This window comes from Microbacterium trichothecenolyticum (genome assembly GCF_000956465.1).
In the GTDB taxonomy this organism is placed as follows: Bacteria; Actinomycetota; Actinomycetes; order Actinomycetales; family Microbacteriaceae; genus Microbacterium; species Microbacterium trichothecenolyticum.
The window spans coordinates 1-21884 of sequence record NZ_JYJA01000027.1; the positions used below are offsets into that span (position 1 = coordinate 1).

At 70.1% G+C, this 21884-nt stretch carries 22 protein-coding genes; 6 read left to right on the forward strand and 16 right to left on the reverse strand.

Annotated elements, in window-relative coordinates:
* The 3 genes from RS82_RS21635 to tyrS all read right to left on the reverse strand — a co-directional run.
* Positions 1–221 (reverse strand): hypothetical protein (locus tag RS82_RS21635; protein ID WP_211255857.1); only part of this gene is annotated, 221 nt, incomplete at its 3' end.
* Positions 222–504: 283 nt separating this feature from the next.
* Positions 505–1326, reverse strand: coding sequence for a DUF4184 family protein (locus RS82_RS04380; protein WP_045297206.1), 822 nt, complete (start codon positions 1324–1326; stop codon positions 505–507).
* Positions 1327–1371: 45 nt separating this feature from the next.
* Positions 1372–2718: a tyrosine--tRNA ligase gene (gene tyrS / locus RS82_RS04385; RefSeq protein ID WP_157005394.1), complete on the reverse strand. Its 1347-nt coding sequence runs from the start codon at positions 2716–2718 to the stop codon at positions 1372–1374.
* Between the two features lie 154 nt (positions 2719–2872).
* Between tyrS and RS82_RS04390 the strand changes: the two genes are divergently transcribed.
* Both RS82_RS04390 and RS82_RS04395 read left to right on the forward strand, forming a co-directional pair.
* Entirely contained in the window at positions 2873–3472 is a 600-nt protein-coding gene (locus tag RS82_RS04390; RefSeq protein WP_045297209.1) for a hypothetical protein, read from the forward strand.
* 4 nt (positions 3473–3476) lie between these two features.
* Positions 3477–4073, forward strand: a complete 597-nt coding sequence (locus tag RS82_RS04395) for a hypothetical protein (protein WP_045297211.1) — start codon at positions 3477–3479, stop codon at positions 4071–4073.
* Between the two features lie 42 nt (positions 4074–4115).
* Here RS82_RS04395 and argH read toward each other — a convergent pair whose 3' ends face one another.
* From argH to argC, 7 genes are read right to left on the reverse strand one after another with little or no spacing between them, the layout of a single operon-like run.
* Positions 4116–5549 (reverse strand): argininosuccinate lyase, encoded by a 1434-nt coding sequence (argH, locus tag RS82_RS04400; RefSeq protein WP_045297213.1) that lies wholly within the window; start codon positions 5547–5549, stop codon positions 4116–4118.
* 43 nt (positions 5550–5592) lie between these two features.
* On the reverse strand, positions 5593–6768 hold the full coding sequence (locus tag RS82_RS04405) for a heparan-alpha-glucosaminide N-acetyltransferase domain-containing protein (protein WP_245619511.1): 1176 nt from the start codon (positions 6766–6768) through the stop codon (positions 5593–5595).
* Positions 6769–6781: 13 nt separating this feature from the next.
* Entirely contained in the window at positions 6782–7705 is a 924-nt protein-coding gene (argF, locus tag RS82_RS04410) for an ornithine carbamoyltransferase (protein ID WP_045297215.1), read from the reverse strand.
* Positions 7702–8916, reverse strand: a complete 1215-nt coding sequence (locus RS82_RS04415; protein WP_045297217.1) for an acetylornithine transaminase — start codon at positions 8914–8916, stop codon at positions 7702–7704. Before RS82_RS04415 ends, argF begins: the two co-directional genes overlap by 4 nt.
* Positions 8913–9812, reverse strand: coding sequence for an acetylglutamate kinase (gene argB, locus RS82_RS04420; RefSeq protein WP_045297219.1), 900 nt, complete (start codon positions 9810–9812; stop codon positions 8913–8915). The genes RS82_RS04415 and argB overlap by 4 nt, the downstream gene beginning before the upstream one ends.
* Positions 9809–10966, reverse strand: a complete 1158-nt coding sequence (gene argJ / locus RS82_RS04425; RefSeq protein WP_045297221.1) for a bifunctional glutamate N-acetyltransferase/amino-acid acetyltransferase ArgJ — start codon at positions 10964–10966, stop codon at positions 9809–9811. The genes argB and argJ overlap by 4 nt, the downstream gene beginning before the upstream one ends.
* Positions 10963–12039, reverse strand: coding sequence for an N-acetyl-gamma-glutamyl-phosphate reductase (argC, locus tag RS82_RS04430; protein WP_045297222.1), 1077 nt, complete (start codon positions 12037–12039; stop codon positions 10963–10965). The genes argJ and argC overlap by 4 nt, the downstream gene beginning before the upstream one ends.
* Before the next feature lie 268 nt (positions 12040–12307).
* Here argC and RS82_RS04435 point away from each other — a divergent pair, with 268 nt between their 5' ends.
* Genes RS82_RS04435 through RS82_RS04450 form a run of 4 tightly spaced genes read left to right on the forward strand, consistent with a single transcriptional unit; the run spans position 12308 to position 14893 of the window.
* Entirely contained in the window at positions 12308–12958 is a 651-nt protein-coding gene (locus RS82_RS04435; RefSeq protein ID WP_045297223.1) for a hypothetical protein, read from the forward strand.
* Positions 12955–13254, forward strand: a complete 300-nt coding sequence (locus RS82_RS04440; RefSeq protein ID WP_045297224.1) for a transcriptional regulator — start codon at positions 12955–12957, stop codon at positions 13252–13254. Before RS82_RS04435 ends, RS82_RS04440 begins: the two co-directional genes overlap by 4 nt.
* Positions 13251–14141, forward strand: a complete 891-nt coding sequence (locus RS82_RS04445) for an ABC transporter ATP-binding protein (protein ID WP_045297226.1) — start codon at positions 13251–13253, stop codon at positions 14139–14141. The genes RS82_RS04440 and RS82_RS04445 overlap by 4 nt, the downstream gene beginning before the upstream one ends.
* Entirely contained in the window at positions 14141–14893 is a 753-nt protein-coding gene (locus tag RS82_RS04450; protein ID WP_045297229.1) for an ABC transporter permease, read from the forward strand. Before RS82_RS04445 ends, RS82_RS04450 begins: the two co-directional genes overlap by 1 nt.
* On the opposite strand, the gene RS82_RS04455 is transcribed toward RS82_RS04450, so the two are convergent.
* From RS82_RS04455 to RS82_RS04480, 6 genes are read right to left on the reverse strand one after another with little or no spacing between them, the layout of a single operon-like run.
* Positions 14884–15864, reverse strand: coding sequence for an NAD-dependent epimerase/dehydratase family protein (locus RS82_RS04455; protein ID WP_045297230.1), 981 nt, complete (start codon positions 15862–15864; stop codon positions 14884–14886). The genes RS82_RS04450 and RS82_RS04455 overlap by 10 nt on opposite strands.
* A 58-nt stretch (positions 15865–15922) precedes the next feature.
* Positions 15923–16663 (reverse strand): dienelactone hydrolase family protein, encoded by a 741-nt coding sequence (locus RS82_RS04460; protein WP_045297232.1) that lies wholly within the window; start codon positions 16661–16663, stop codon positions 15923–15925.
* 21 nt (positions 16664–16684) lie between these two features.
* Positions 16685–19219: a phenylalanine--tRNA ligase subunit beta gene (gene pheT / locus RS82_RS04465; RefSeq protein WP_045297234.1), complete on the reverse strand. Its 2535-nt coding sequence runs from the start codon at positions 19217–19219 to the stop codon at positions 16685–16687.
* On the reverse strand, positions 19219–20268 hold the full coding sequence (pheS, locus tag RS82_RS04470) for a phenylalanine--tRNA ligase subunit alpha (RefSeq protein ID WP_045297236.1): 1050 nt from the start codon (positions 20266–20268) through the stop codon (positions 19219–19221). The genes pheT and pheS overlap by 1 nt, the downstream gene beginning before the upstream one ends.
* Before the next feature lie 44 nt (positions 20269–20312).
* The gene (locus RS82_RS04475) at positions 20313–21230 is read right to left on the reverse strand and encodes an amino acid ABC transporter permease (RefSeq protein ID WP_045297240.1); all 918 of its coding nucleotides are present in this window, start codon (positions 21228–21230) and stop codon (positions 20313–20315) included.
* Positions 21227–21874, reverse strand: coding sequence for an amino acid ABC transporter permease (locus RS82_RS04480; RefSeq protein WP_045297241.1), 648 nt, complete (start codon positions 21872–21874; stop codon positions 21227–21229). Before RS82_RS04480 ends, RS82_RS04475 begins: the two co-directional genes overlap by 4 nt.
* Positions 21875–21884 lie beyond the last annotated feature (10 nt).

Genomic DNA, 21884 nt, shown 5'->3' on the forward strand with positions numbered 1-21884 from the left:
CCCCCACCGGGAAAAACGGTAAAAGGCAGCGAGTTCAACCATGACCAAAAACGAATATCAAACTGACATCCATGAATTGATCCAAAAAAGACCCCCACCAACCAAAAAATGGTCGACAGAGAAAAAATTGGCATTTGACAAGTGCACGCTGTTGAGTTCTCAAAGATCGGACGCACCAACGATCCGGCTTCACAGCCATCACCGCAGGGCAACTTCACCATCTTATCCCACCCGACCCGTCTGTCAAACCGACACGCCGTGATCTTCAGACCATTCGGCTCGTCGGCGACCGCGGTCTCCGAGGCAGGAAACCCCATCCTCGACCCGCATGCGGGACGCTCGAACGAGCATCGAAGGAAGGGGGGTGGTTCTCCGCTTGAGGGGGGAAGGCTCTCGGCCTCTCCGCTTCCCTGTGGGGCGAACAGGTATTACCTTACGTACGTCCTGGACGTCTCGTCGAATCGGGGGTGCACCCCGGGCGTGTCGCACCCCGCAACCGCGCAATCATGCGGGACTCGTCACTCCGAGCGCGTGTCGCCTGCGCACCTGCACCAGAACGCACAGCGCGATGGTGATCGCTCCCCACGCCGCGCACGCGGGCGGAAGCACGCGGTAGCCCAGGTGGGCGAAGGTGAACTCCGCGTCGAGCGGGCCGAGGATCGCGAGGCCCCACACCCACGTCGCCAGCAGCATCACCGGCAGCGACACCCACCACGCCCATCGGACCCACGAGGGCATCATGCGCGGAGCCGGCGACTCGGGATCACGGCGCACCAGCCACACCAGCATCCAGATCCCGATGACCGCCAGTCCGATCGCGCTCGAGCCGTGCTGCAGCCACCTGAAACCCGGGAGCGGTCCCCAGTCGGACTCCAGTGCCGGGATCGCCGTCGTCCCCCATCGCCCCTCATGGGTGAACAGGTCCCACACGATGTGGCTCACGACACCGACCACCAGTGAGAGGACCAGCAGCAGCATCCCCCTCCACGACACCCGCGCGGGTGTCCCCGAGATCGCCAGCGTCTCACGCAGGGCCGAGCCGGCGCCGGCGTCCCACTCCCCCGGCAGCCGCGCCGCCAGCCACCGCGGCGAGAGCTCGCGCACCGCCGGTCGCAGCAGCAGACGCCAGACCAGGAGCAGCGCGAACGCCAGCACGATCGTCGCCGGCAGCCACGCGAACGCGTGCGTCACGCCGTAATGCAGCGGCAGTCCGCGGACGAAAAGCGGCAGGTCCGGCGCCATCGCTCCTACCGCGATCGCTGCCGGCACCAGTCGCGTGCGCAGGAACGGCAGTGCGACGACGGCGTGGCTCGGGGTGAACGGCATCCGTCAGCCTTCCATCCCCGCAGCCACGCCGCTCGTGAACCGGCGTCAGCCGACGAACACGCCCGCGAGCGTCTTCTTGCCGCGACGAAGCACCGAGACTCCGCCGGGCAGAGCGCCGGACACGGTCGCCGACTCGTCCTCGACCTTGACGCCGTCGAGCGACACACCGCCCTGGGCGATCGCCCGGCGGCCCTCCGACAGACTCGAGACGAGTCCGGTGTCGACGAGCGCCTGCACCACGTTCGTTCCAGGGGCGACGGTGGCGTTGGGCAGCTCTTCGAGCGCGTGACGCAGCGTGATCGCGTCGAGCGCGGCGAGGTCGCCCTGGCCGAACAGCGCCTCGGACGCGGCGATCACGGCGGCCGCAGCATCCGTCCCGTGCACGAACGCCGTGACCTCGAGGGCCAGGCGCTTCTGAGCGGCGCGGCGGAACGGCTCGGCCTCGACGAGGCGCTCGTACTCTTCGATCTCAGCGCGCGTGAGGAACGTGAAGATCTTGAGCCGCTCGATCACGTCGGCGTCGTCGGTGTTCAACCAGAACTGGTACATGCGGTACGGGCTGCACATCGCGGCGTCGAGCCAGATCGCGTTGCCCTCGCTCTTGCCGAATTTCGTGCCGTCGCTGTTGGTGATCAGCGGCGTGCCGATCGCGTGCACGTGCACGCCCTCGACGCGGTGGATGAGGTCCGTGCCGCTGGTGAGGTTGCCCCACTGGTCGCTTCCGCCGGTCTGCAGCACACAGCCGTACTGGCGGTACAGCTCGAGGAAGTCCATGCCCTGCAGGATCTGGTAGCTGAACTCGGTGTAGCTGATGCCGGCCTCGGAGTTCAGGCGCGCAGCGACCGCGTCCTTCTTGAGCATGGTGCCGACGCGGTAGTGCTTGCCGATCTCGCGCAGGAAGTCGATCGCGCTCATCGGCGCCGTCCAGTCCAGGTTGTTGACGATGCGCGCGGCGTTGTCGCCCTCGAAGCTCAGGAACCGCTCGACCTGCGAGCGCAGGTAGCCGACCCACTCGGCCACGGTCTCTCGCGTGTTGAGGGTGCGCTCGGCAGAGGGACGCGGATCGCCGACGAGTCCGGTCGAGCCGCCGACGAGTCCGAGCGGCTTGTGGCCCGCGAGCTGCAGGCGGCGCATCGTCAGAAGCTGCACGAGGTTTCCGAGGTGCAGACTCGGCGCGGTCGGGTCGAAGCCGCAGTAATACGTGATCGGGTCCCCGGAGAGAAGGGCGCGCAGCGCCTCCTGATCGGTGGACACATGCACGAGCCCACGCCACACGATCTCGTCCCACACGTTCTCGAACGCCGGGTCGATCGCGGGCGCAGTCGCGCTCACGACGGTTTCAGACACGCCCGCCAGGCTATCAGCGACGGATGCCTCGCCCCGCCGGCACATGGTCGGTGCGGCGCCGCGCGGTCCGACGGAGAGACAGTGCAAGAACTTGAGTCTCTCAGCTTAATCAGTAGTGTATTAAGCTTAGAGGCTTGTTCGGCTGAGGCCCTCAACCTAAACTTCGCCTCAGTTAAGCTCTCACGCATAAGGAGGGCGCATGTTCGTGATCACCAGTGACCAGCGCGACAGCCGGAGCAGCGCAGACCTCGTACCCTCGGCTCTGACATCCATCCACGCCAAGGGACACCAGGGGCTCGCACTGGCCCCCGAGCGCACCGCGGGCGACGAGGTCCAGGTCGCAGTGGCCGACGCCGGAGCGCTGCTCGAGATCGTGCTCGACCTGACCCGCTCGGGTCGATGGAGCGTCGGTGTCGGCGTCGGCGAGGTCGAATCGCCGCTGCCCGACAGCGTACGGGCCGCACGCGGCGAGGCCTTCGTGAACGCGCGTGATGCGGTCGACCGTGCAAAGAAGGCCGCCACCCGCGTTGCGATCACCGCACCCGAGGACGGGGGCGACGCCGAGGCGCTCGTGCGGCTGCTGGTCGAGTTGCGCGATCGACGCACCGCCGAGGGGTGGGAGGTCTACGACCTGCTCGCCGAGGGGATCACGCAGCGCGAAGCCGCCGCGCGCCTCGGCATCTCGGAGGGCGCGGTCAGCCTGCGCGTGAAGTCGGCGGGGATTCGGACGGAGGAGGCAGCGGTGCCCGCGCTCGTCCGCGTGCTCGCGCGGCTGAGTCCGGGGCCCGTGCCAGACTGACGCCATGGTCTCCCCGGACGTGATCCTCGTCGCCGCGCTCACGATCTTCCTGTTCCTCGCGCTCTGCGGCGCACTCGTGCTCGTGGTGATCAGCCTCCGCAAGCCCTCGACGATCCCGCTGGTCGTCGCGGGCGTGCTCGTCGTCCTGTGCCTGCTCGCGGTGACGGTGTCCCCCGTCAACGTGCCGCTGCTCCTCGGGCTGGGCATCGCCATGCTCGGCACCGCCCTCGGAGTGCTCGGCGGCAACCCGATCACGCGGCGCACCCTCGAGATCGCGAGCCACGGGCGCGTCGAAGAGGGCGACAACGGCGGCATCCTCCTGCGCGCGCCGTCGCTGCCGGGAGCCGTCGCCGGCGAGGGCGCCGTCCGCGAGGTGATGCGCGGAGGCACGACGATCGGCTATCTCGAGCGCGTCGCAGTGACGCTCGGGATCATCGCCGGATTCCCCGAGGCGATCGCCGTGGTCGTGGCGCTCAAGGGCATCGGCCGATTCTCGGAGCTCGCGACCGCCGAGGCGCGCGAGCGCTTCATCATCGGCACGCTCTCCAGCCTGGTGTGGGCGTGCGTCGTCGCGGCCTTGGTGCGCCTCGCGATCTGGTGATCTGGTGATCTGATGATCGCGAGGGGCTTTCGCCGCTGAGGCCTAGAGTCCGAGTGCGTGCGCGGCGTCCTGAACGCGCTGGACGAGCTCGGCCCGCTGCTCGGCCACCCGCACGGGGGCCGTGCCGCCGACGCCGGTGCGGCTCGCGACCGAGCCCTCCACGCTCAGCACCTCCCGGACCTCGGGCGTGAGGCGCTCGGAAACGCCGGCGAGCTGCGCGTCGGAGACCTCGTGCAGTTCGAGCCCGTTCTCCTCGCACACTCGGACGAGGTGCCCCGAGATCTCGTGGGCGTCGCGGAACGGGACGCCCCGCTTCACGAGCCACTCGGCGACGTCGGTCGCAAGCGAGAACCCCTGCGGAGCAAGCGCCGCCATGCGGTCGGTGTGGAAGCGCATGGTCGCGACCATGCCGGCGAACGCGGGCAGCACCGTCTCGAGGGTTCGCACGGAGTCGAACACCGGCTCCTTGTCCTCCTGCAGATCGCGGTTGTACGCGAGCGGGAGGGCCTTGAGGGTCGCGAGCAGACCGCTGAGGTTGCCGATGAGCCGGCCGGCCTTGCCGCGAGCGAGCTCGGCGATGTCGGGGTTCTTCTTCTGCGGCATGATGCTCGAGCCGGTCGAGTAGCCGTCGTCGAGCGTCACGAAGCCGAACTCGCGCGTGTTCCAGAGGATGATCTCCTCGGCGAAGCGCGAGACGTCGATGCCGATCATGGCCGTGATGAATGCGAACTCTGCGACGACGTCGCGCGAGGACGTGCCGTCAAGGGAGTTCTCCGCCGGACGATCGAGCCCGAGTTCGCGCGCGACGAGCTGCGGGTCGAGGCCGAGAGTCGAGCCGGCGAGCGCGCCGCCGCCGTACGGCGACACCGCCGCGCGCGCCGACCAGTCGCGCAGGCGCTCCAGGTCGCGAACCAGCGGCCACGCGTGGGCCTGCAGGTGGTGCGCGAGGAGCACGGGCTGTGCGTGCTGCAAGTGGGTGCGGCCCGGCATGATCGCCTCGGGGTGCGCGTCGGCCTGGGCCACGAGCGCGTCGACGAGGCGGAGGGTCTCACGCGCAATCGTCCGCGAGTGGTCGAGCAGGTACATCCGCACGAGCGTCGCGATCTGGTCGTTGCGGCTGCGACCGGCGCGCAGCTTTCCGCCGAGTTCGGCGCCGACGACGCCGATCAGCGCCTGCTCGAGAGCGCCGTGGACGTCTTCATCGGATGCCGCGGGCCGAAGCGTCCCGTCGGTCACGCCCCGTGCGAGCTCATCGAGGCCCTCGTGCATGGACTGCTCTTCGTCGGCCGTGAGATACCCCGCCGCGGCGAGCGCCTTCGCGTGGGCGTGGGAGCCGGCGATGTCGTACAGTGCGAGATCCCAGTCGAAGTGGGTCGATCGGCTCAGCTCGGCGAGCGCCGGGGACGGCCCCGACGCGAAGCGGGCTCCCCACAGTGCGCCTTCGTTGGTACCGCCGTCGCCCTTCGATTCACTCACTCGACCAGCCTACCGACGCACCACCCACCCGACCGCCGGTATGTCACCGTCGCCGATCGGCGGCAGCATCCATGCGGGGACCTCGTCCGGCGGGGACGGCGAAGCGCGAGGCCGAATCGAGCAGCGTCTCGAGCGGGCCGCGGCCGACCAGGAGCGCCCACGCCGTGCACAGCACGACTGTGCCGATGGTGAGCGGCCAGAAGGGCAGCAGCGCGCGGAAGCCGGCGAGATCGCCGACCCGGTCCAGCACCGCGGCGGCGACGGCGGCCCACACCAGGAGCTGGAGTGTGTACGCGGTCAGCGGCATCGCGCCGACGGCGCGCAGCGGCAACACGACCCACGCGAGGAACGTGCGGCACACGAGCAGGCACACCCCGAGCACGGCGAGTGCGAAGCCGCCGGAGCCGATCACCTCGAGCAGGCCGGTCGAGTGCGGTCGGACGGTCCACAGCGCTCCGAGGTACGACGCCGCCTCAGCCCCGGGATCCGCGCCGGTCGCGGCACCGAGTCCATAGCCGAGCGCGGCGAGCAGGGCGCCGGCGACGACGAGCCGCACCTGCACCCGCAGCCGGGCCACGCCGGCGCGGGCGACGCCGAGGCCGGCCACGACGAACACGATCCACGTCGTGAACGGGTAGTGCCACCCGAGTCCGAGCGACACCGGGCCGCCGATCGGGGTGCTCCAGAACGGGAGCGCATCGAGAACGATCTGCACGAACGGCATGACCAGTGCCAGCCCCGCGGCGAGCGGCAGCAGCACGCGCGCCGGCAGGGACGTCAGCGGCAGCGCCAGCAGGAACATCAGCGCATAGGCCGGAAGGATCACGAACACAGGCACGCCGGTGGCGATGAGCAGGATGCCGAGCACCCAGAGCAGTCCTGCCCGCACGGCGAGCCGCCCTCGCGCGGTGCTCATCGCATCGCCCGTGAGCGGCGTCCTGGCTCCGGTGACCAGCCCGATCGAGACCCCCGCGAGCGTCGCGAACAGGATCGAGGAACGTCCCGACACGACGGCGATCCACGTGTCGGGCTCGAGCACGTCGAACGGCTCCGTGATCGAGAGCAGGTGCGCGGCGAACATGCCGAGCACCGCGAGACCGCGCGCGAGATCGACCCCGCCGATGCGCGCGGGACCGTTCAGGCGCTCCCAGCGCGTGGCGAGCCAGCCGTCGGCGCGCGGCGCGGAGCGCTCAGTGTCGCTCAGCCCTGGCCCGCTCACCGATCGGGCGCTCTCAGTCCTGGCGGAGGAGCCAGACGAGCAGGGCCTTCTGGGCGTGGAGCCGGTTCTCGGCCTCGTCCCACACCACGCTCTGCGGGCCGTCGATCACCTCTGCGTCGACTTCGTAGCCACGGTCGGCGGGCAGACAGTGGATGAAGATCGCGTCGTCCTTCGCGAGCCCCATGAGCTCCTGGGTCACCTTGTACCCGCCGAGGTCGCGGAGGCGCTCGAGCTTCTCCTCCTCCTTGCCCATCGATACCCACGTGTCGGTGACGATGACGTCGGCACCGGCCGCCGCCTCGTTGGCGTCGGTGTAGAGGGTGACCGAGCCGCCGGTCTCGGCCGCGCGGCGGTCGGCGTCGGCGATCACGTCGTCCCGCGGCGCGTACGCCTCGGGCGAGGCGACGCGCACGTGCATGCCGGCGGTCACACCGGCCAGCACGTACGAGTGGGCCATGTTCGACTTGCCGTCGCCGAAGAACGACAGGGTGAGCCCGGCCAGGTCGCCCTTGTGCTCCTTGATGGTGAGCAGGTCGGCGAGCAGCTGGCACGGGTGGAAGTCGTCGCTCAGGGCATTGACGACAGGCACACGGGTGCCCTCGGCCATCTGCTCGAGGCCGGCCTGTGCGTATGTGCGCCACACGATGGCCGCCACCTGGCGCTCGAGCACGCGTGCCGTGTCGGCCGGGGTCTCCTTGCCGCCGAGCTGGCTGTTCGCGGTCGAGATGATGAGCGGCGAGCCGCCGAGGTCGGCGATGCCGACCGCGAACGAGACGCGCGTGCGGGTCGAGGACTTGTCGAAGATGACCGCGACGGTCTGCGGACCTTCGAGGGGCTTGAGCTTCCAGCGGTCCTTCTTCAGCGCGACCGCGAGATCGAGGATCTCGTCCTGCTCGGCCTGCGTCAGGTCGTCGTCGCGCAGCAGGTGGCGGGTCATGCGGGAACCTCCGTCGACGCATCGAGCACGAGCGCGTCCTCGACGGTGCGCAGGGTCGCGGTGAAGAGCTCGACGAACTCGTCGATCTCGACGTCGCCGATCGTCAGGGCGGGGACGAGGCGGATGGTCTCGTCGTTCGGTGCGTTGATCACGAGACCATGCTCCTGCGCCGCCGCGACGAGCGCCTTCGAGACAGGATGCGTCAGCCCGATGCCGATCAGCAGGCCCGAGCCGCGGCATCCGTCGATCAGATCCGAGTCGATGCCCTCGATCGCCGCCCGCAGCTGTGCACCGCGCTCCGCGGCGTTGCGCACCAGCTCTGCCCGCTCGATCTCGCCGAGCACGGCGCCCGCGACGGCGGTGCCGAGCGCGTTGCCACCGAAGGTCGAGCCGTGCGTGCCGGGGTAGAACAGCTCACTCGCAGCGCCGAACGTGATGAGCGCTCCGATCGGGAAGCCGCCGCCGATGCCCTTGGCGACCGTGATCGCGTCGGGGGTGACGCCCTCGTGCTGGAAGGCGAACCACTCCCCCGTGCGACCGGCGCCGGTCTGGATCTCGTCGATGATGAGGAGCGCGCCATGGCGCTCGGTGAGCTCGCGCGCCGCCGCGAGGTAGCCCTCAGGCAGCGGGATCACGCCGGCCTCGCCCTTGACGGGCTCGACGAACAGTGCCGCGACGCGGTCGTCGATCGCGGCCTCGAGCGCGTCGACAGTGGAGTCGATGAACTCGACGCCGGGGGTCATCGGGAGGAAGGGCTCCTGCATGTAGGGCTTGCCGGTGAGGGCGAGCGTGCCCATCGTGCGGCCGTGGAACGCGTCGGTGAGCGCGAGGATGCGCGGGCGCTCGGCGCCGCCGTGGAGGCGGGCGAGCTTGAACGCAGCCTCATTCGCCTCGGCGCCGGAGTTGCCGAAGTACACGCGGCCCTCGTCGCCGGTGCCGGCGAGGCGCTTCAGGGTCGCGGCCAGCGCGAGCTGCGGTGGCGTCGCGAAGTAGTTCGAGACGTGCGCCAGCGTCGCAGCCTGCGCGGCGATCGCGTCGACGAACACCGGGTGTGCGTGGCCGAGCGAATCGACCGCGATCCCCGCGAGGAAGTCGAGGTAGCGCTTGCCGTCGGCGTCCCACAAGTACGAGCCCTCGCCCCGCACGAACATCTGCATGCGAGCACCGAAGCTCTTCACGAGGTCGCGCCCCGCATCGTCCTGCCACGTCATCCGAGCACCACCTCTGTTCCGATTCCCTTGCTGGTGAAGATCTCCACGAGTACCGAGTGCGGCACCCGCCCGTCGATGATGGCCGCGGTCTCGACGCCGCCCTCGACGGCCTCCAGGCACGCCGCCATCTTCGGGATCATGCCCGATTCGAGCGTGGGCAGCATCGCCTTCAGCTCCGTCGAGGTCAGGTGCGACACGAGCGAGTCGCGATTGGGCCAGTCGGCATAGAGCCCCGCGACGTCGGTGAGCACCACGAGCTTCGCCGCGCCGAGCGCGACGGCGAGGGCGGATGCCGCGGCATCCGCGTTCACATTCAGCGAGTGTCCCGGGTGGTCGAGGTCGGGCGCGATGCTCGAGACGACGGGGATGCGGCCGGCCTCGATCTGATCGAGCACCGGCTGCGGATCGACCTCGACGACGTCGCCGACACGACCGAGGTCATGCTCGACGCCTTCGATGACGACGCCGCGGCGACGGCCGCCGAACAGGCCGGCGTCCTCACCGCTGAGGCCGGTCGCGACCGGTCCGTGCGCGTTGATCTTCGAGACCAGCTGCGGATTGATCTGGCCGGTGAGCACCATGCGCACCACCGAGATCGCCTCGGTCGAGGTGACGCGGTAGCCGCCCTTGAACTCGCTCGGGATCGCGAGGCGGTCGAGCATCGACGAGATCTGCGGGCCCCCGCCGTGCACCACGACGGGCTTGACCCCGACGTAGCGGAGGTAGGCGATGTCGGCGGCGAAGGCATCCTGCAGCTCTTCGCTGACCATCGCGTTGCCGCCGTACTTCACGACGACGATCTGGTCGCGGAAGCGCCTGAGCCACGGCAGCGACTCGATGAGGGTCACCGCCCTGGCGCTGGCTTCGCCGGGATCGGTCTCTTGCAGGTCGGTCATGAGGAGTACGCGCTGTTCTCGTGGACGTAGTCGTGGGTGAGGTCGTTGGTGAGGATCGTCGCCGTCGCCGCGCCGACCTTCAGATCGATCACCAGGCGGGTCGCTCGCGGCGTGAGGTCGACGGCTTCGCGCGGCGCGTCGGGACCCCCGGCGCTGCACACGCGCACGCCGTTCATCCACACGTCGACGTCGTACGGGTCGAACGCGGCCCGCGTCGTGCCGATCGCGGCGAGCACGCGGCCCCAGTTCGGGTCGTTGCCGAAGATCGCCGCCTTGAACAGGTTGTTGCGCGCGACCGACCGGCCGACCTCGACGGCGTCGTCCTCCGACGCGGCGTTGACCACCTCGATCGTGATGTCGTGGCTCGCACCCTCGGCGTCGCCCTGCAGCTGTTGCGCGAGATCCTGGCAGACCTCGGCGAGCGCCGCCGCGAACGCGTGGGGATCGGGGGTGACGCCGGAGGCGCCGCTGACCATGAGGGTGACCTGGTCGTTCGTCGACATGCAGCCGTCCGAGTCGAGCCGGTCGAAAGTGCGGCCGGTGGCGTCGCGCAGCGCAGCGTCGGCCTGTGCCGAATCCAGCACCGCGTCGGTCGTGATCACCACGAGCATCGTCGCGAGGCCGGGTGCCAGCATCCCGGCGCCTTTCGCCATTCCGCCGATCGACCAGCCGTCGCCGCTCGCGACCGCGCGCTTCGGCTTCGAGTCCGTGGTCATGATCGCAAGGGATGCTGCCTCCCCGCCGTCGGTGGAGAGCTCGGCGATGCCCTGCTCGGTGCCGGCGAGCACCTTGGCGCGGAACACCTCGTCCCCGGTGCCGATCAGGCCCGTGGAACAGACCAGGATGTCTCCGGCGCTCACCTGGAGCAGCTCGGCGGCCGTCTCGGCGGTCTGATGCGTCGTCTGGAAGCCGAACGAGCCCGTGAAGCAGTTCGCCCCACCGGAGTTGAGGACGATCGCCTCCACCACGCCGTCGCGGATGACCTCCTGCGACCACATGATCGGGTTGGCCTTCGCGCGGTTGCTCGTGAAGACGGCGGCACCGACCTTGAGCGGACCGCGGTTGACGACGACCGCCACATCGGGTCTGCCGGTCGACTTCAGGCCGACGGCGACGCCCGCCGCCTCGAATCCCTGGGGCGCGGTGACGCTCACGGCGCGACTCCGTTCACGGTGAGCGCGGTGCCCTCGGCGAGCCCCAGCGCGATGTTCATGGACTGCACGGCGGCTCCGGCCGTGCCCTTGACGAGGTTGTCGACCGCGGTGACGACCGTCACCCGGTTCGCCGCGCGGTCTATCGCGAGGCCCATCAGCGCCGTGTTGGCACCGAGGACGTCGGCCGTGCGCGGGAAGTGCCCCGCCGGCAGCAGCTGCACGAACGTCTCGTCGCCGTACGCGGACTCCCACGCGGCGCGGATCTCGTCGTCGGTCACGCCGGGAGCGATCGGGGCGGTGGAGGTCGCGAGGATGCCCCGCGACATCGGCACCAGCACGGGGGTGAAAGAGATCCGGATTCCTTGGTCCGGTGAGTCCGCACCCGGCTCGATCGCTGCGGTGCGCGCGGCGGCGAGGGCCTGGCGGATCTCGGGGATGTGCCGGTGCGTACCCCCGACGGCGTACGGGTTGGCCGTGCCGAGGATCTCGCTGCCGAGAAGGTTGGTCTTGAGGCTCTTGCCCGCCCCCGACGGGCCGACGGCGAGCACCGTGACGATGTCGGAGGGGTCGATGACGCCGGCAGCGACACCTGGCGCGAGACTCAGGCTCACCGTGGAGGCGTTGCAGCCCGGAGCCGCGATGCGGGATGCGCCTACGAGCCTCTCGCGCTGCTTCGTGCCGGCCACCGGAAGCTCGGGAACGCCGTACACCCACGGCTCGTGGAAGTCGCCCCCATAGAAGCGATCCCAGTCGGCGACCGACTCGAGCCGGTGGTCGGCTCCCGCGTCGATCACGAGGGGCGTGTCGCCGAGGGCGTCGGTGTACTGCCCGGACTGGCCGTGAGGCAATGCCAGGAAGACGATGTCGTGACCGGCGAGCACGTCGGGTGAGGTCTCGGCGAGGGTCAGGTGCGCGAGGGAGCGCAGGTGCGGCTGGTGCTGGATGAGCGGCTGTCCCGCGTTGGAGTGCGCGGTCACGGTGCGGATCTCGACGTCGGGATGCGCGGCGAGGATCCGCAGGATCTCGCCGCCCGCATAGCCGGATGCGCCGGAGACGGCGACCGAATATGTCATGGATTCCACCTTAGAGTCTGGGGCTGAGGGCCGGAGACGGCGACGCCCACTCGCGACGGTCCATGACAGGACGGCGTGCGGGGTCGCCTAGAGTCGGCGCTCGCCCAGACGGCGTCGGCGCGCGGGAGCGACGCTCGGAACGAGCGTCGAGAGTCCCTGGGTCGCCGAAGGCATGGGCCGACGATAGCCGCCGGGCCGCGGCATCCGCAAATCCGCTCGTCCAGGACGGCTCTTGACGCAAAGTACTTTGCGCTGCAAACTACTTTGCATGGACGACGAAACGGATGCCGCGAACGACCCGCGCCGGATGCTCGACCTCATCGACACGACCCGTCGTGAGGCCGTCCGTCGCATCACCGGTCGCTACGCCGGGCTGCTGGTGCTCTGGGCGATCGCATGGGGCGTCGGGTTCGGTGCGCTGTGGCTCACCGGCGGGGTCGGAGGCGTCGACGTGCTCCCCACCGCAGTCGGCTGGTGGATCTTCGCAGGTGCGCTCGTCATCGCGATCGTGTGGTCGGCAGTGGTCGGCATCCGCGCGGGCAGCGACGGGATCCGCGGGCGCAGCCAGCTGCAGGGAGCTTTGTACGGCTGCTCGTGGACGATCGTCATGGTGGCGGCGTGGGGGCTGATCTCGGGCCTGCAGAGCAACGGCCTGTCGCAGGAGCTCTCGCAGCTGCTGTACCCGAGTCTCTACATCTTCCTGGTGGGCGTGCTCTATCTGTCAGGCGGCGCCGTGTGGCGAGCGGTGCCGATGTACATCCTGGGCGGCTTCCTCATCGTGATCGCCGTCGTCGGGCTCTTCTTCGGCGCGCCGACCCACTTCCTCGTCTACGCGATCGCCGGACCCGTTGCGATGCTCATCGTGGCCGCGCTCATGCTCTGGGGACCGGTCGCACCCGGTGCCGCGGAGCGGTCATGAACGAACTCGACCCGGTCATCCACGCCCCGGCACGGCTGCGAATCATGACGACGCTGGTCGAGGTGCTCGGGGACGGCGACACGATCACCTTCCCGGCGCTGCAGAAGCTCCTGGGCATGACCGCGGGCAACCTCACCACCCATCTCGCCAAGCTGTCGGATGCCGGGTACGTCGAGGTCGCGAAGTCGTTCGCCGGCCGCAAGCCCGTCACCGAGATCACACTGACCCACGCCGGGCGCGGAGCGTTCCGCGCATATCGCACGCAGCTGCTCGCGCTCCTCGGAGGATCCGCATGACCGCAGTCGTCCACACCGAAGCCCTCACACGGCGATTCGGGGACACCGTCGCCCTCGACGGTGTCACGCTCGACATCCACGCCGGGGAGTGCGTCGGCCTCCTCGGGCCCAACGGGGCCGGCAAGACGACCCTGCTCTCCCTCGTCGAGGGCCTGCGGCCGCCGACCTCCGGTGTGGTGCGCCTCTTCGACGGCGATCCGCGCACCCCGGCGAGCCGCGCGCGGCTCGGATCCACGCCGCAGGCCACCGCGCTGCCGGAGGCGCTCAAGGTGCGCGAGGTGCTGCGGTTCGTCGCATCCCACTACCCCGCCCCGGGCCCGGTGGATCGCGTCATCCGGGAGTTCGACCTCGGCCCGCTGCTCGCGAAACAGTGCGGGGCGCTCTCGGGGGGCCAGCAGCGTCGCGTCGCGGTCGCCCTCGCCTTCGTCGGCGACCCCGAGCTCGTCCTCCTCGACGAGCCGACGACCGGCCTCGATGTCGACGCCCGGCGCTCGCTCTGGGAGGCCGTGCGGACCCGCCATCGCGAAGGCGCCGCCGTCGTCGTGACCAGCCATCACCTCGAGGAGATCGAGCAGCTGGCGGAGCGCGTCGTCGTCGTCGACCACGGCGTGGTGCGGGCCGACGACACGCTCGCCGCCGTGGTGGCGGGCGTGAGCCGCCGCCGCGTGACCCTGCGCGGGGTCACCGTCGCAGGCATCCTCGCACTCGATCCCGAAGCGGCCGTCACCGCGGACCCGGACGACGGCCTCGTGACCGCGGTCGTCTCGGACTCCGACGCGCTCATCCGGGCGCTCGTCGCGTCCGGCGCCCCCTTCACCGACCTGACGGTGCGGGGAGCATCCCTCGAAGAAGCCTTCCTCACGATCACGAAGGGAGCGATGGTCTGATGTCGACGCTGACGCTCGCTGCCGTCCACACGAAGTACAACCTCTTGGAGACCATGCGCGTGCCGATCGCCGTGATCGGATCGCTCGTGTTCCCGACGCTCGCGTTCTGCCTGTTCGTCCTGCCGCAGCGCATGGTCGTCGACGAACCCGATTTCGCGACGGCCGCCATCGCGTCGATGGTCGTTTTCGCTTTCATGTCGGCGAGCCTGTTCAGCATCGGCCTGGACATGGCGGATCAGCGCTCCAAGCCCTGGTGGCCCTACCTGCGCACGCTCCCGGGCTCGCCGGCGGCGCGGATCATCGGGCTGATGGCGGCGACGCTCGTCGTCTCGATCCTCGCGATGATCCCGCTCCTGATCGTCGGTGGGATCTTCACCGCAGCAGCCGTGAACCCCGGGGATCTGTTCGCGGCGATCGGGCTGGCGGTCCTCACGGCGGTGCCCTCGGCACTGCTCGGGACGATCATCGGCACGACCGCCGGGCCGAAGGCTGCGATCGCCATCACACAGGTGGTGATGTTCCTGCTCGCGTTCGGCGGCGGACTGTTCCTCCCCCCGATCCTGTTCCCCGAATGGCTCGACCTCGCCTCGAAGTTCCTGTGGGTGCGCGAAGCACGCGAGATCGTCATCGCGGCCGCCCTCGGCGAGAGCGCGCCGCTGTGGGCGGTGCTCGGCATCCTCGCGTGGACCTTGGTGCTGGGGGTCCTCGCGGTCTGGCTGTACCGACGCGACGAAGGTCGTCGCTACCGCTGAGCCTCGCCGAGCAGAGCGAGTTCATCGGGCCGGGTGAGCCCGGCCAGGCGCTCGCGATCGAGACCTCGAGCGCGCTCGTCGCCGAGGGTGCGCTCGAGGGTCTCGCGCAGCGGACGCAGGTGCCCGTCCAGGAGCCGGTACAGAACATTGGAGCGGGTCCAGAACCCGGGCATTCCGCCCGGCAGCCACAACGGCAGCGACCGCGTCCCCATCCAGTACGCGACATCGTGCTCTTCGAGCCAGTCGTCGTCCGCGGCGACGAGGGCGCCGGAATGACCGGCGATGGCGCGCGCCTCCGCGAAGAGCCGGTCGAGGCCGACCGGGTCGCCCACCGCGTTCACGACCCCCGTCCACTTCTCGCGACCCACGGCTTGCACGAACACCGCGAGGTCGTCGACGTCGATCACCTGCGCACCCCGATCGACCGTCTCGGGCACGAGCACGTCGTCCGTCGCAGCGAGAGCGAATCGGCCCACCCAGTATCCGAATCGATCGGTCGGGTCGCCGGGTCCCACGATCAGCCCCGGCCGCACGATGGCGGCGCGGAACGCGAGACCGGCGCGGACGGATGCCTCTGCCCGCACCTTCCCGCGACCGTAGTCCTCGTCCTCGCCGGGGCCGGCGAGTGTCAGCAGGCCGGCGGACTCGTCGGCGCCGGGCGCGTCGTCGGCGGCGTAGACCGAGACCGTCGATATGTACGTCCAGTGCCGCGTGCGCTCCCCCAGCGCCGTCACGGCCCCGGCGACATGGTCGGGGTTCGACGACACGTCGACGATCTCGTCCCACTCGCGGCGCGCGACCTCGTCGTACGCGTCTTCGCCGTTGCGGTCGGCGACGACCAGCGTCGTCCCGTACGGTGCGTCGCGTCCGCCTCGGGCGAGGCAGGTGACGACGGCGCCGGCATCCGCCCACCTCTCGGCGATGCGCCCGCTCAGCCAGCCCGTCCCGCCCAGCACCAGTACGTCGGTCACGCCTCCACCCAACCAGATGCACCGTGCCGAGGCATCCCTCTCCGCCGAGGGCAGAACGTCAGGCGTGGCTGCGGAGGAAGGTCGTCACGCGCTCCCAGGCGTCGGCCGCGTCGGTCGGGTTGTACCGGCGGCCGGTGTCGTTGAAGAACGCGTGCGCCGAGTCGGGGTACACGACGGCCGTGAACTCGACGCCGGCCTCCGCCATCGACTCGGTCACAGCGGGAAGGGCGTCGATGAGCGCGGGGTCGCGCTGCCCGTAGACGGCCAGCACCGGCGCGGAGATATCGGCGATACGGTCCGCCGGCGGCGCCGTGCCGTAGAAGGGCGCGACGGCGCGCACGCGGTCGTCGTGCGCAGCGATGAGGAACGCGTAGGTCCCGCCGAAGCAGAAGCCCGTCGCGGCGATCCGGTCGTCGACCCCGGGCTGCTCCGTCAGCCAGTCGACCGTCGCGCGAAGAGCGGCCACCGCCCAGTTCGCGTACTCGGGTGCACGCATGCCGGACAGGGCCTCGCGCATGCGCGGCTGCGCCGCGGTGCGGGTCTCCTCGTCATCGCTGTTCATCAGCGCGAAGAGCTCCTCGCCGAGCGCCGGTGCCACGCCGCCGTGACTCAGGATGTCGGGCGCCGCGACCAGCCATCCCTCGGCGGCGAAGCGGTCGGCCACGTCGGTGATGTGACCGACCAGGCCCCAGATCTCGTGGATGAGCACGAGACCCCCGATCGGCTCGCCCGCAGGGCGGGCGACGTAGACGTCGATGAGCCCGCCGTCGGCGAGCGGCACCGTGACCATCTCGGGCATCGGGCACCTCCGGTACGGATGCTACTCGCGCAGCGTCGCCCCGAAACGCTCGGTCGCGACGGCCACCCCCGCAAGCTTCGCCTCGGTCGCCTCGGCGGCCGTGAGCGTGCGGTCGGTGGCGCGGAATCGGAGCGCGAACGTCAAGCTCTTCTCACCCTCGGGCACGCCCTGTCCGCGATAGTCATCGACCAGGCGCACCGACTCGAGGAGTTCGCCGGCGCCGGAGACGAGCGCACCGCGCACCTCGGCGGCCGGGACGTCGGCGCCGAGCACCAGCGACACGTCCTGCGTCGCTGCCGGGAACCCCGACAGCGAAGCCGCGACGACCTTGTCCCCCGCAAGCGAGAGCACGAGATCGAGATCGAGCTCCGCCACGATGACGCGACCCGGAAGATCGGACGCCTCGGCCACCGCCGGCAGCAGCTCGCCGACGTAGCCGACCTCGGTGCCGTCAACGGACAGCACGCCGGTGCGGCCCGGGTGCAGCGCGGCGCGCTGACCCTGGGCGACATCGATCGTGACGCCCGCGGCTGCCGCGATCGTTCGCACCGCATCGAGGGCGTCGGCGAGGTCGGCCGTCACCGGCGCGACGCCGGGCTGCTTCGCGACCAGGCTGCCCGTGAGCAGCACGGCGACGTGGCGGTGCTGCGGCGGGATCGAGGCGTCGAGCTCGGCAAGGGTCGCGGCATCCGGTCGCACCGCCAGCGGCGGCACGAACGACGTTCCGTACCGCACGCCGACCTTCGGGAGGAAGACGACGCCGGTCTCGAAGAGCGACAGGTCGGTGAAGCCGCGCGATACATTGCGGTGCGCGACCTGCAGAAGGCCCGGCACGAGCGAACGGCGCAGGAACGGGGCCTGCCCGTCGAGCGGGTTCGCCAGCTTGACGCTCGGGAGCTGCTCCCCCGACGCAGAGCCGTGGAGATCGTTCTGCTCCTCGCTGGTGAACCCGAACGACGGCGTCTCGACGAAGCCCGCAGCGGCGAGCGCGTTCGCCACACGACGACGGCCCTGCTGCGCGGCGGTGAGGCCACGGCCCGAGGGCGGCAGCGGCAGCACCGACGGGATGCGGTCGTAGCCCTCGATGCGGGCGACCTCCTCGGCGAGCGTCCACTTGTCGGTGAGGTCCGGGCGCCACGACGGCGGGATGACCTGCCATCCCTCGCTGCCCTCGGCGCCGACGACGTCGCAGCCGATGAGCCGCAGCGCGGCCTCGATCTGGCCCGGCGTGTAGTCGACGCCGATGAGGCGCTGAACGAAAGTCGGCGGAAGCTCGATGCCGGGGATGAACACCTCGGCGAACAGCGCGGCGCCGTACTCGTCGTCGCTGGTGCCGCCGGCGTACTCGACCATGAGGTCGGCTACGCGACGGGCGGCGACGAAGGGCACGAGCGGGTCGACGCCGCGCTCGAAGCGGCGGGAAGCCTCGCTCGGCAGCTTGTGCCGGCGAGCGGTGCGCGCGATCGACACGGTGTCGAACGTCGCGGCCTCGATGAGCACGTTGCGGGTCGCCTCGCCCATCTCGGTCGTGCCGCCGCCCATGACGCCGGCGAGGCCGATCGGGCCAGAGTCGTCCGTGATGAGCAGGTCTTCCGGGTCGAGGGTGCGGACCTTGCCGTCGAGCGTCTCGAGCTTCTCGCCCGGCGTCGCCCGGCGCACGGTGATGCCGCCCTGCAGCTTGTCGAGGTCGTAGCCGTGGATCGGCTGGCCGAGCTCGAGCATCACGTAGTTGGTGATGTCGATGAGGATGCCGAGCGAGCGGACGCCCGCGAGGGACAGCCGCGAGATCATCCAGGCGGGGGTGGGCTTCGTGGGGTCCACGTCGCGCACGACCCGCGCCACGAACTCGGTGACTCCCGCGCGGCCGCGGATGGGGGCGAGGTCCTCGGCGCTCACGGGGAAGCCCGCACCGGGCGCGACGTCTTCCCACGTGCGCTCTGCCGGGTCGCGGAACGCGGCGCCGGTGGAGTGCGAGTACTCTCGCGCGACACCGCGGATGGACAGCGCATAGCCGCGGTCGGGCGTGACGTTGATCTCGACCGCGACGTCGTCGAGTCCCAGCAGGGAGATCGCGTCGGTGCCGACGGGCGCGTCGATGCCGAGTTCGACGAGCCGGAGGATGCCGTTGTGCTCGTCGCCGAGCCCCAGTTCGCGGGCCGAGGCGATCATGCCGTCCGACACGTGGCCGTACGTCTTGCGCGCGGCGATCGGGAACGGGCCGGGCAGCACCGCGCCGGGAAGGGTCACCACGACCTTGTCGCCGACGAAGAAGTTGCGGGCGCCGCACACGATGCCGTGCACCGCGTCGCCGCCGTCCGCGGCGGTCTCGCCGTCGGGCGCGACGCGCACCTGGCACCAGCGGATCGTCTTGCCGTTGGACTGCGGCTCCTCGACGAATTCGAGGACCTCGCCGACGACGATCGGACCCTGCAGCTCGAAGCGGTGGACATCCTCCTCTTCGAACCCGACGCGCACGAGCGCCGCGAGGACGTCCTCGGGCGCGGCATCCGCCGGGACGTCGACATACTCACGAAGCCATGAGAGCGGGACGCGCATCAGACCACCATTCCGAACTGCTCGCTGAAGCGGACGTCACCCTCGGCCATGTCGCGCATGTCCTGGACGTCGCTGCGGAACATGAGCGTCCGCTCGATCCCCATGCCGAACGCGAAGCCGGAGTACTCCTCAGGGTCGATCCCGGCCGCGCGCAGCACGTTCGGGTTGATCATGCCGCAGCCGCCCCACTCGATCCAGCGGGCGCCGCCCTTGAACGTGGGGTGCCACAGGTCGAGCTCGGCGGACGGCTCGGTGAAGGGGAAGAAGTTCGCACGGAAGCGCGTCTTCGCCTCGGCCCCGAACAGCACCTTGGCGGCGTGGTCGAGCGTGCCCTTGAGGTGCGCCATCGTGATGCCCTTGTCGACGACGATGCCCTCGAACTGGGTGAAGACGGGCAGGTGCGTCGCGTCGAATTCGTCGGTGCGGTACACGCGCCCGGGGCACAGGACGTAAAGCGGCAGGTCGCGCTCGAGCATCGAGCGCACCTGGACGGGGCTCGTGTGCGTGCGCATGACGAGGTGGCGCTCCACCGGATCGACGAAGAACGTGTCCTGCATCTGGCGCGCGGGGTGGTCGACGTCGAAGTTGAGCGCGTCGAAGTTGAACCACTCGTGCTCGAGCTCGGGACCCTCCGCGATCTCCCAGCCCATGCCGACGAAGATGTCGGCGATCTGCTCCTGCAGGAGGGAGATCGGATGCCGCGCCCCCACGCGCGCGCGAGCCGCGAGCGCCGTGATGTCGACGCGCTCCGCCTCGAGCCTCGCGACGGTCTCGGCCGCGGCGAGCTCCTCCTCGCGCGCGGCGAACGCCTGATTCACCCGGCCGCGGGCCTGACCGACGAGCTTGCCGAACTCGGCCTTCTTGTCGTTCGGCACGTCGCGCAGCCGCGCGTTGAGCTTCGCCAGCGGCGAGCCCTCCGCGGAGTGCGCGGAGCGCGCGGCCTTCAGCGTCGCGGTGTCGCCCGCGGCCGCGATGGCCTCGAGGGCGGCGTCGACGGCGGAGTTCACCGCCTCAGGCGTGATCTCGGTGGTTTCGGGAGCGTCGGACACGAGACACGAGTCTACCGACGGCTCGGGGCAGGACCGGCCCGCGTTCAGGCGCCTCCGCCGGTGCGGTAGTCGGATCCGTCATTGACGCGCTGTGCAACGATGAGCTCCGTGTCGGTGCCCGCCGGAGCGTTGGCGGCGGCGACTTGCGGCACGCGCGGCGAGCGGCGCGTGCGCTTCTCGACGAGGTAGGCCACGTATGACAGGGCCAGGCACAGCGCCACGTAGATGGAGCCGCCGATGATGGCCGATGGGATGAGCGGCGAGTTGTACAGCGCCTGCGAGCCGAGCAGCTTCACGAGGTAGAGCAGCTCATGGAACGTGATGATGAAGCCGAGCGCGGTGTCCTTCAGGGTGACGACGAGCTGCGAGATGATGACCGGCAGCATCGCGCGGACCGCCTGCGGGAGCAGCACGAGCCGCATCACTCCCGACTTGCGCAGCCCGATCGCATAGCCGGCCTCGCTCTGCCCGCGGGGCAGCGACTCGACGCCGGCGCGGATCACTTCGGCGAGCACGGAGCCGTTGTACGCGATCAGGGCGATGACGACCGCCCAGTACGGCGACATCTTGACGCCGATCACGGGGAGGCCGTAGTACAGCAGCATCATGAAGATCAGCACGGGGATGGCCCGCAGGATCTCGACGATCCAGCCCACGGGAATCCTCAGCCACGCATGATCGGACATGCGGCCGAGCGCCAGGACGAAGCCGAGCGCGATGGCGCCGACCGCCGCCACGGCGAACGCCGACAGCGTGTTCCACGTCGCCTCGAGGAACAGCATCCAGATCGAGGAGTAGGTGAAGAGCTCCCACTTCTCGGCACTGAACTGGCCGGTCTCGTAGAAGCGCCAGAGCACCCAGCCGATGAAGCCCAGCACGACGAGGATGGTCACCGCGCCGATGATGCGGTTGCGGACGACCGCCCGCGGACCGGGGAGGTCGTAGAGGACGGAGCTGCTCATCGGGCGATCCTCCACTTTCGCTCGAGGATGCGTTGGAGCCAGGCGAGCAGGAGCACCAGGACGACGAAGATCACCATCACCCACAGCAGCACGACGAGCTGGTTCTCGCCGCGCTCGCTGAGATTGGAACGTACGGTGCCGAGATTGACGACGGAGAAGCCCGCGGCGACCGTCGTGTTCTTGAGCAGGGCGATGAACACGCTCATCATCGGCGGGATGACCGACCGGGTCGCCTGCGGAAGCACGATGAGCGACATCACCTGTCCGAACGTGAGGCCGAGAGCGCGGGCGGCCTCGGCCTGCCCCACCGGAACGGTGTTGACGCCCGAGCGGATCGTCTCGGCGACGTAGGTCGCCGTGTAGATGCCGAGGGCGGCTGTCGCCAGCACGATCGGCGACACGCGCTGCTGCAGCATGATCGGCAGGCAGAACGCGAAGAAGAACATCACGAGCGTGAGCGGGGTGTTGCGGATCCAGTTCACGTAAACCCCGCCGACGGCGCGCGCGATCGGCACCGGCGACACGCGCATGGCTCCAACGATGAACCCGAGCACGAGCGCGATCAGCCCGCCGCCGAAGAACAGCACCAATGTGCCGACGATCGCCTCGCTCCACAGGTCGCCGTTGTCTGTGATGACTCCCATCGCACCGCCT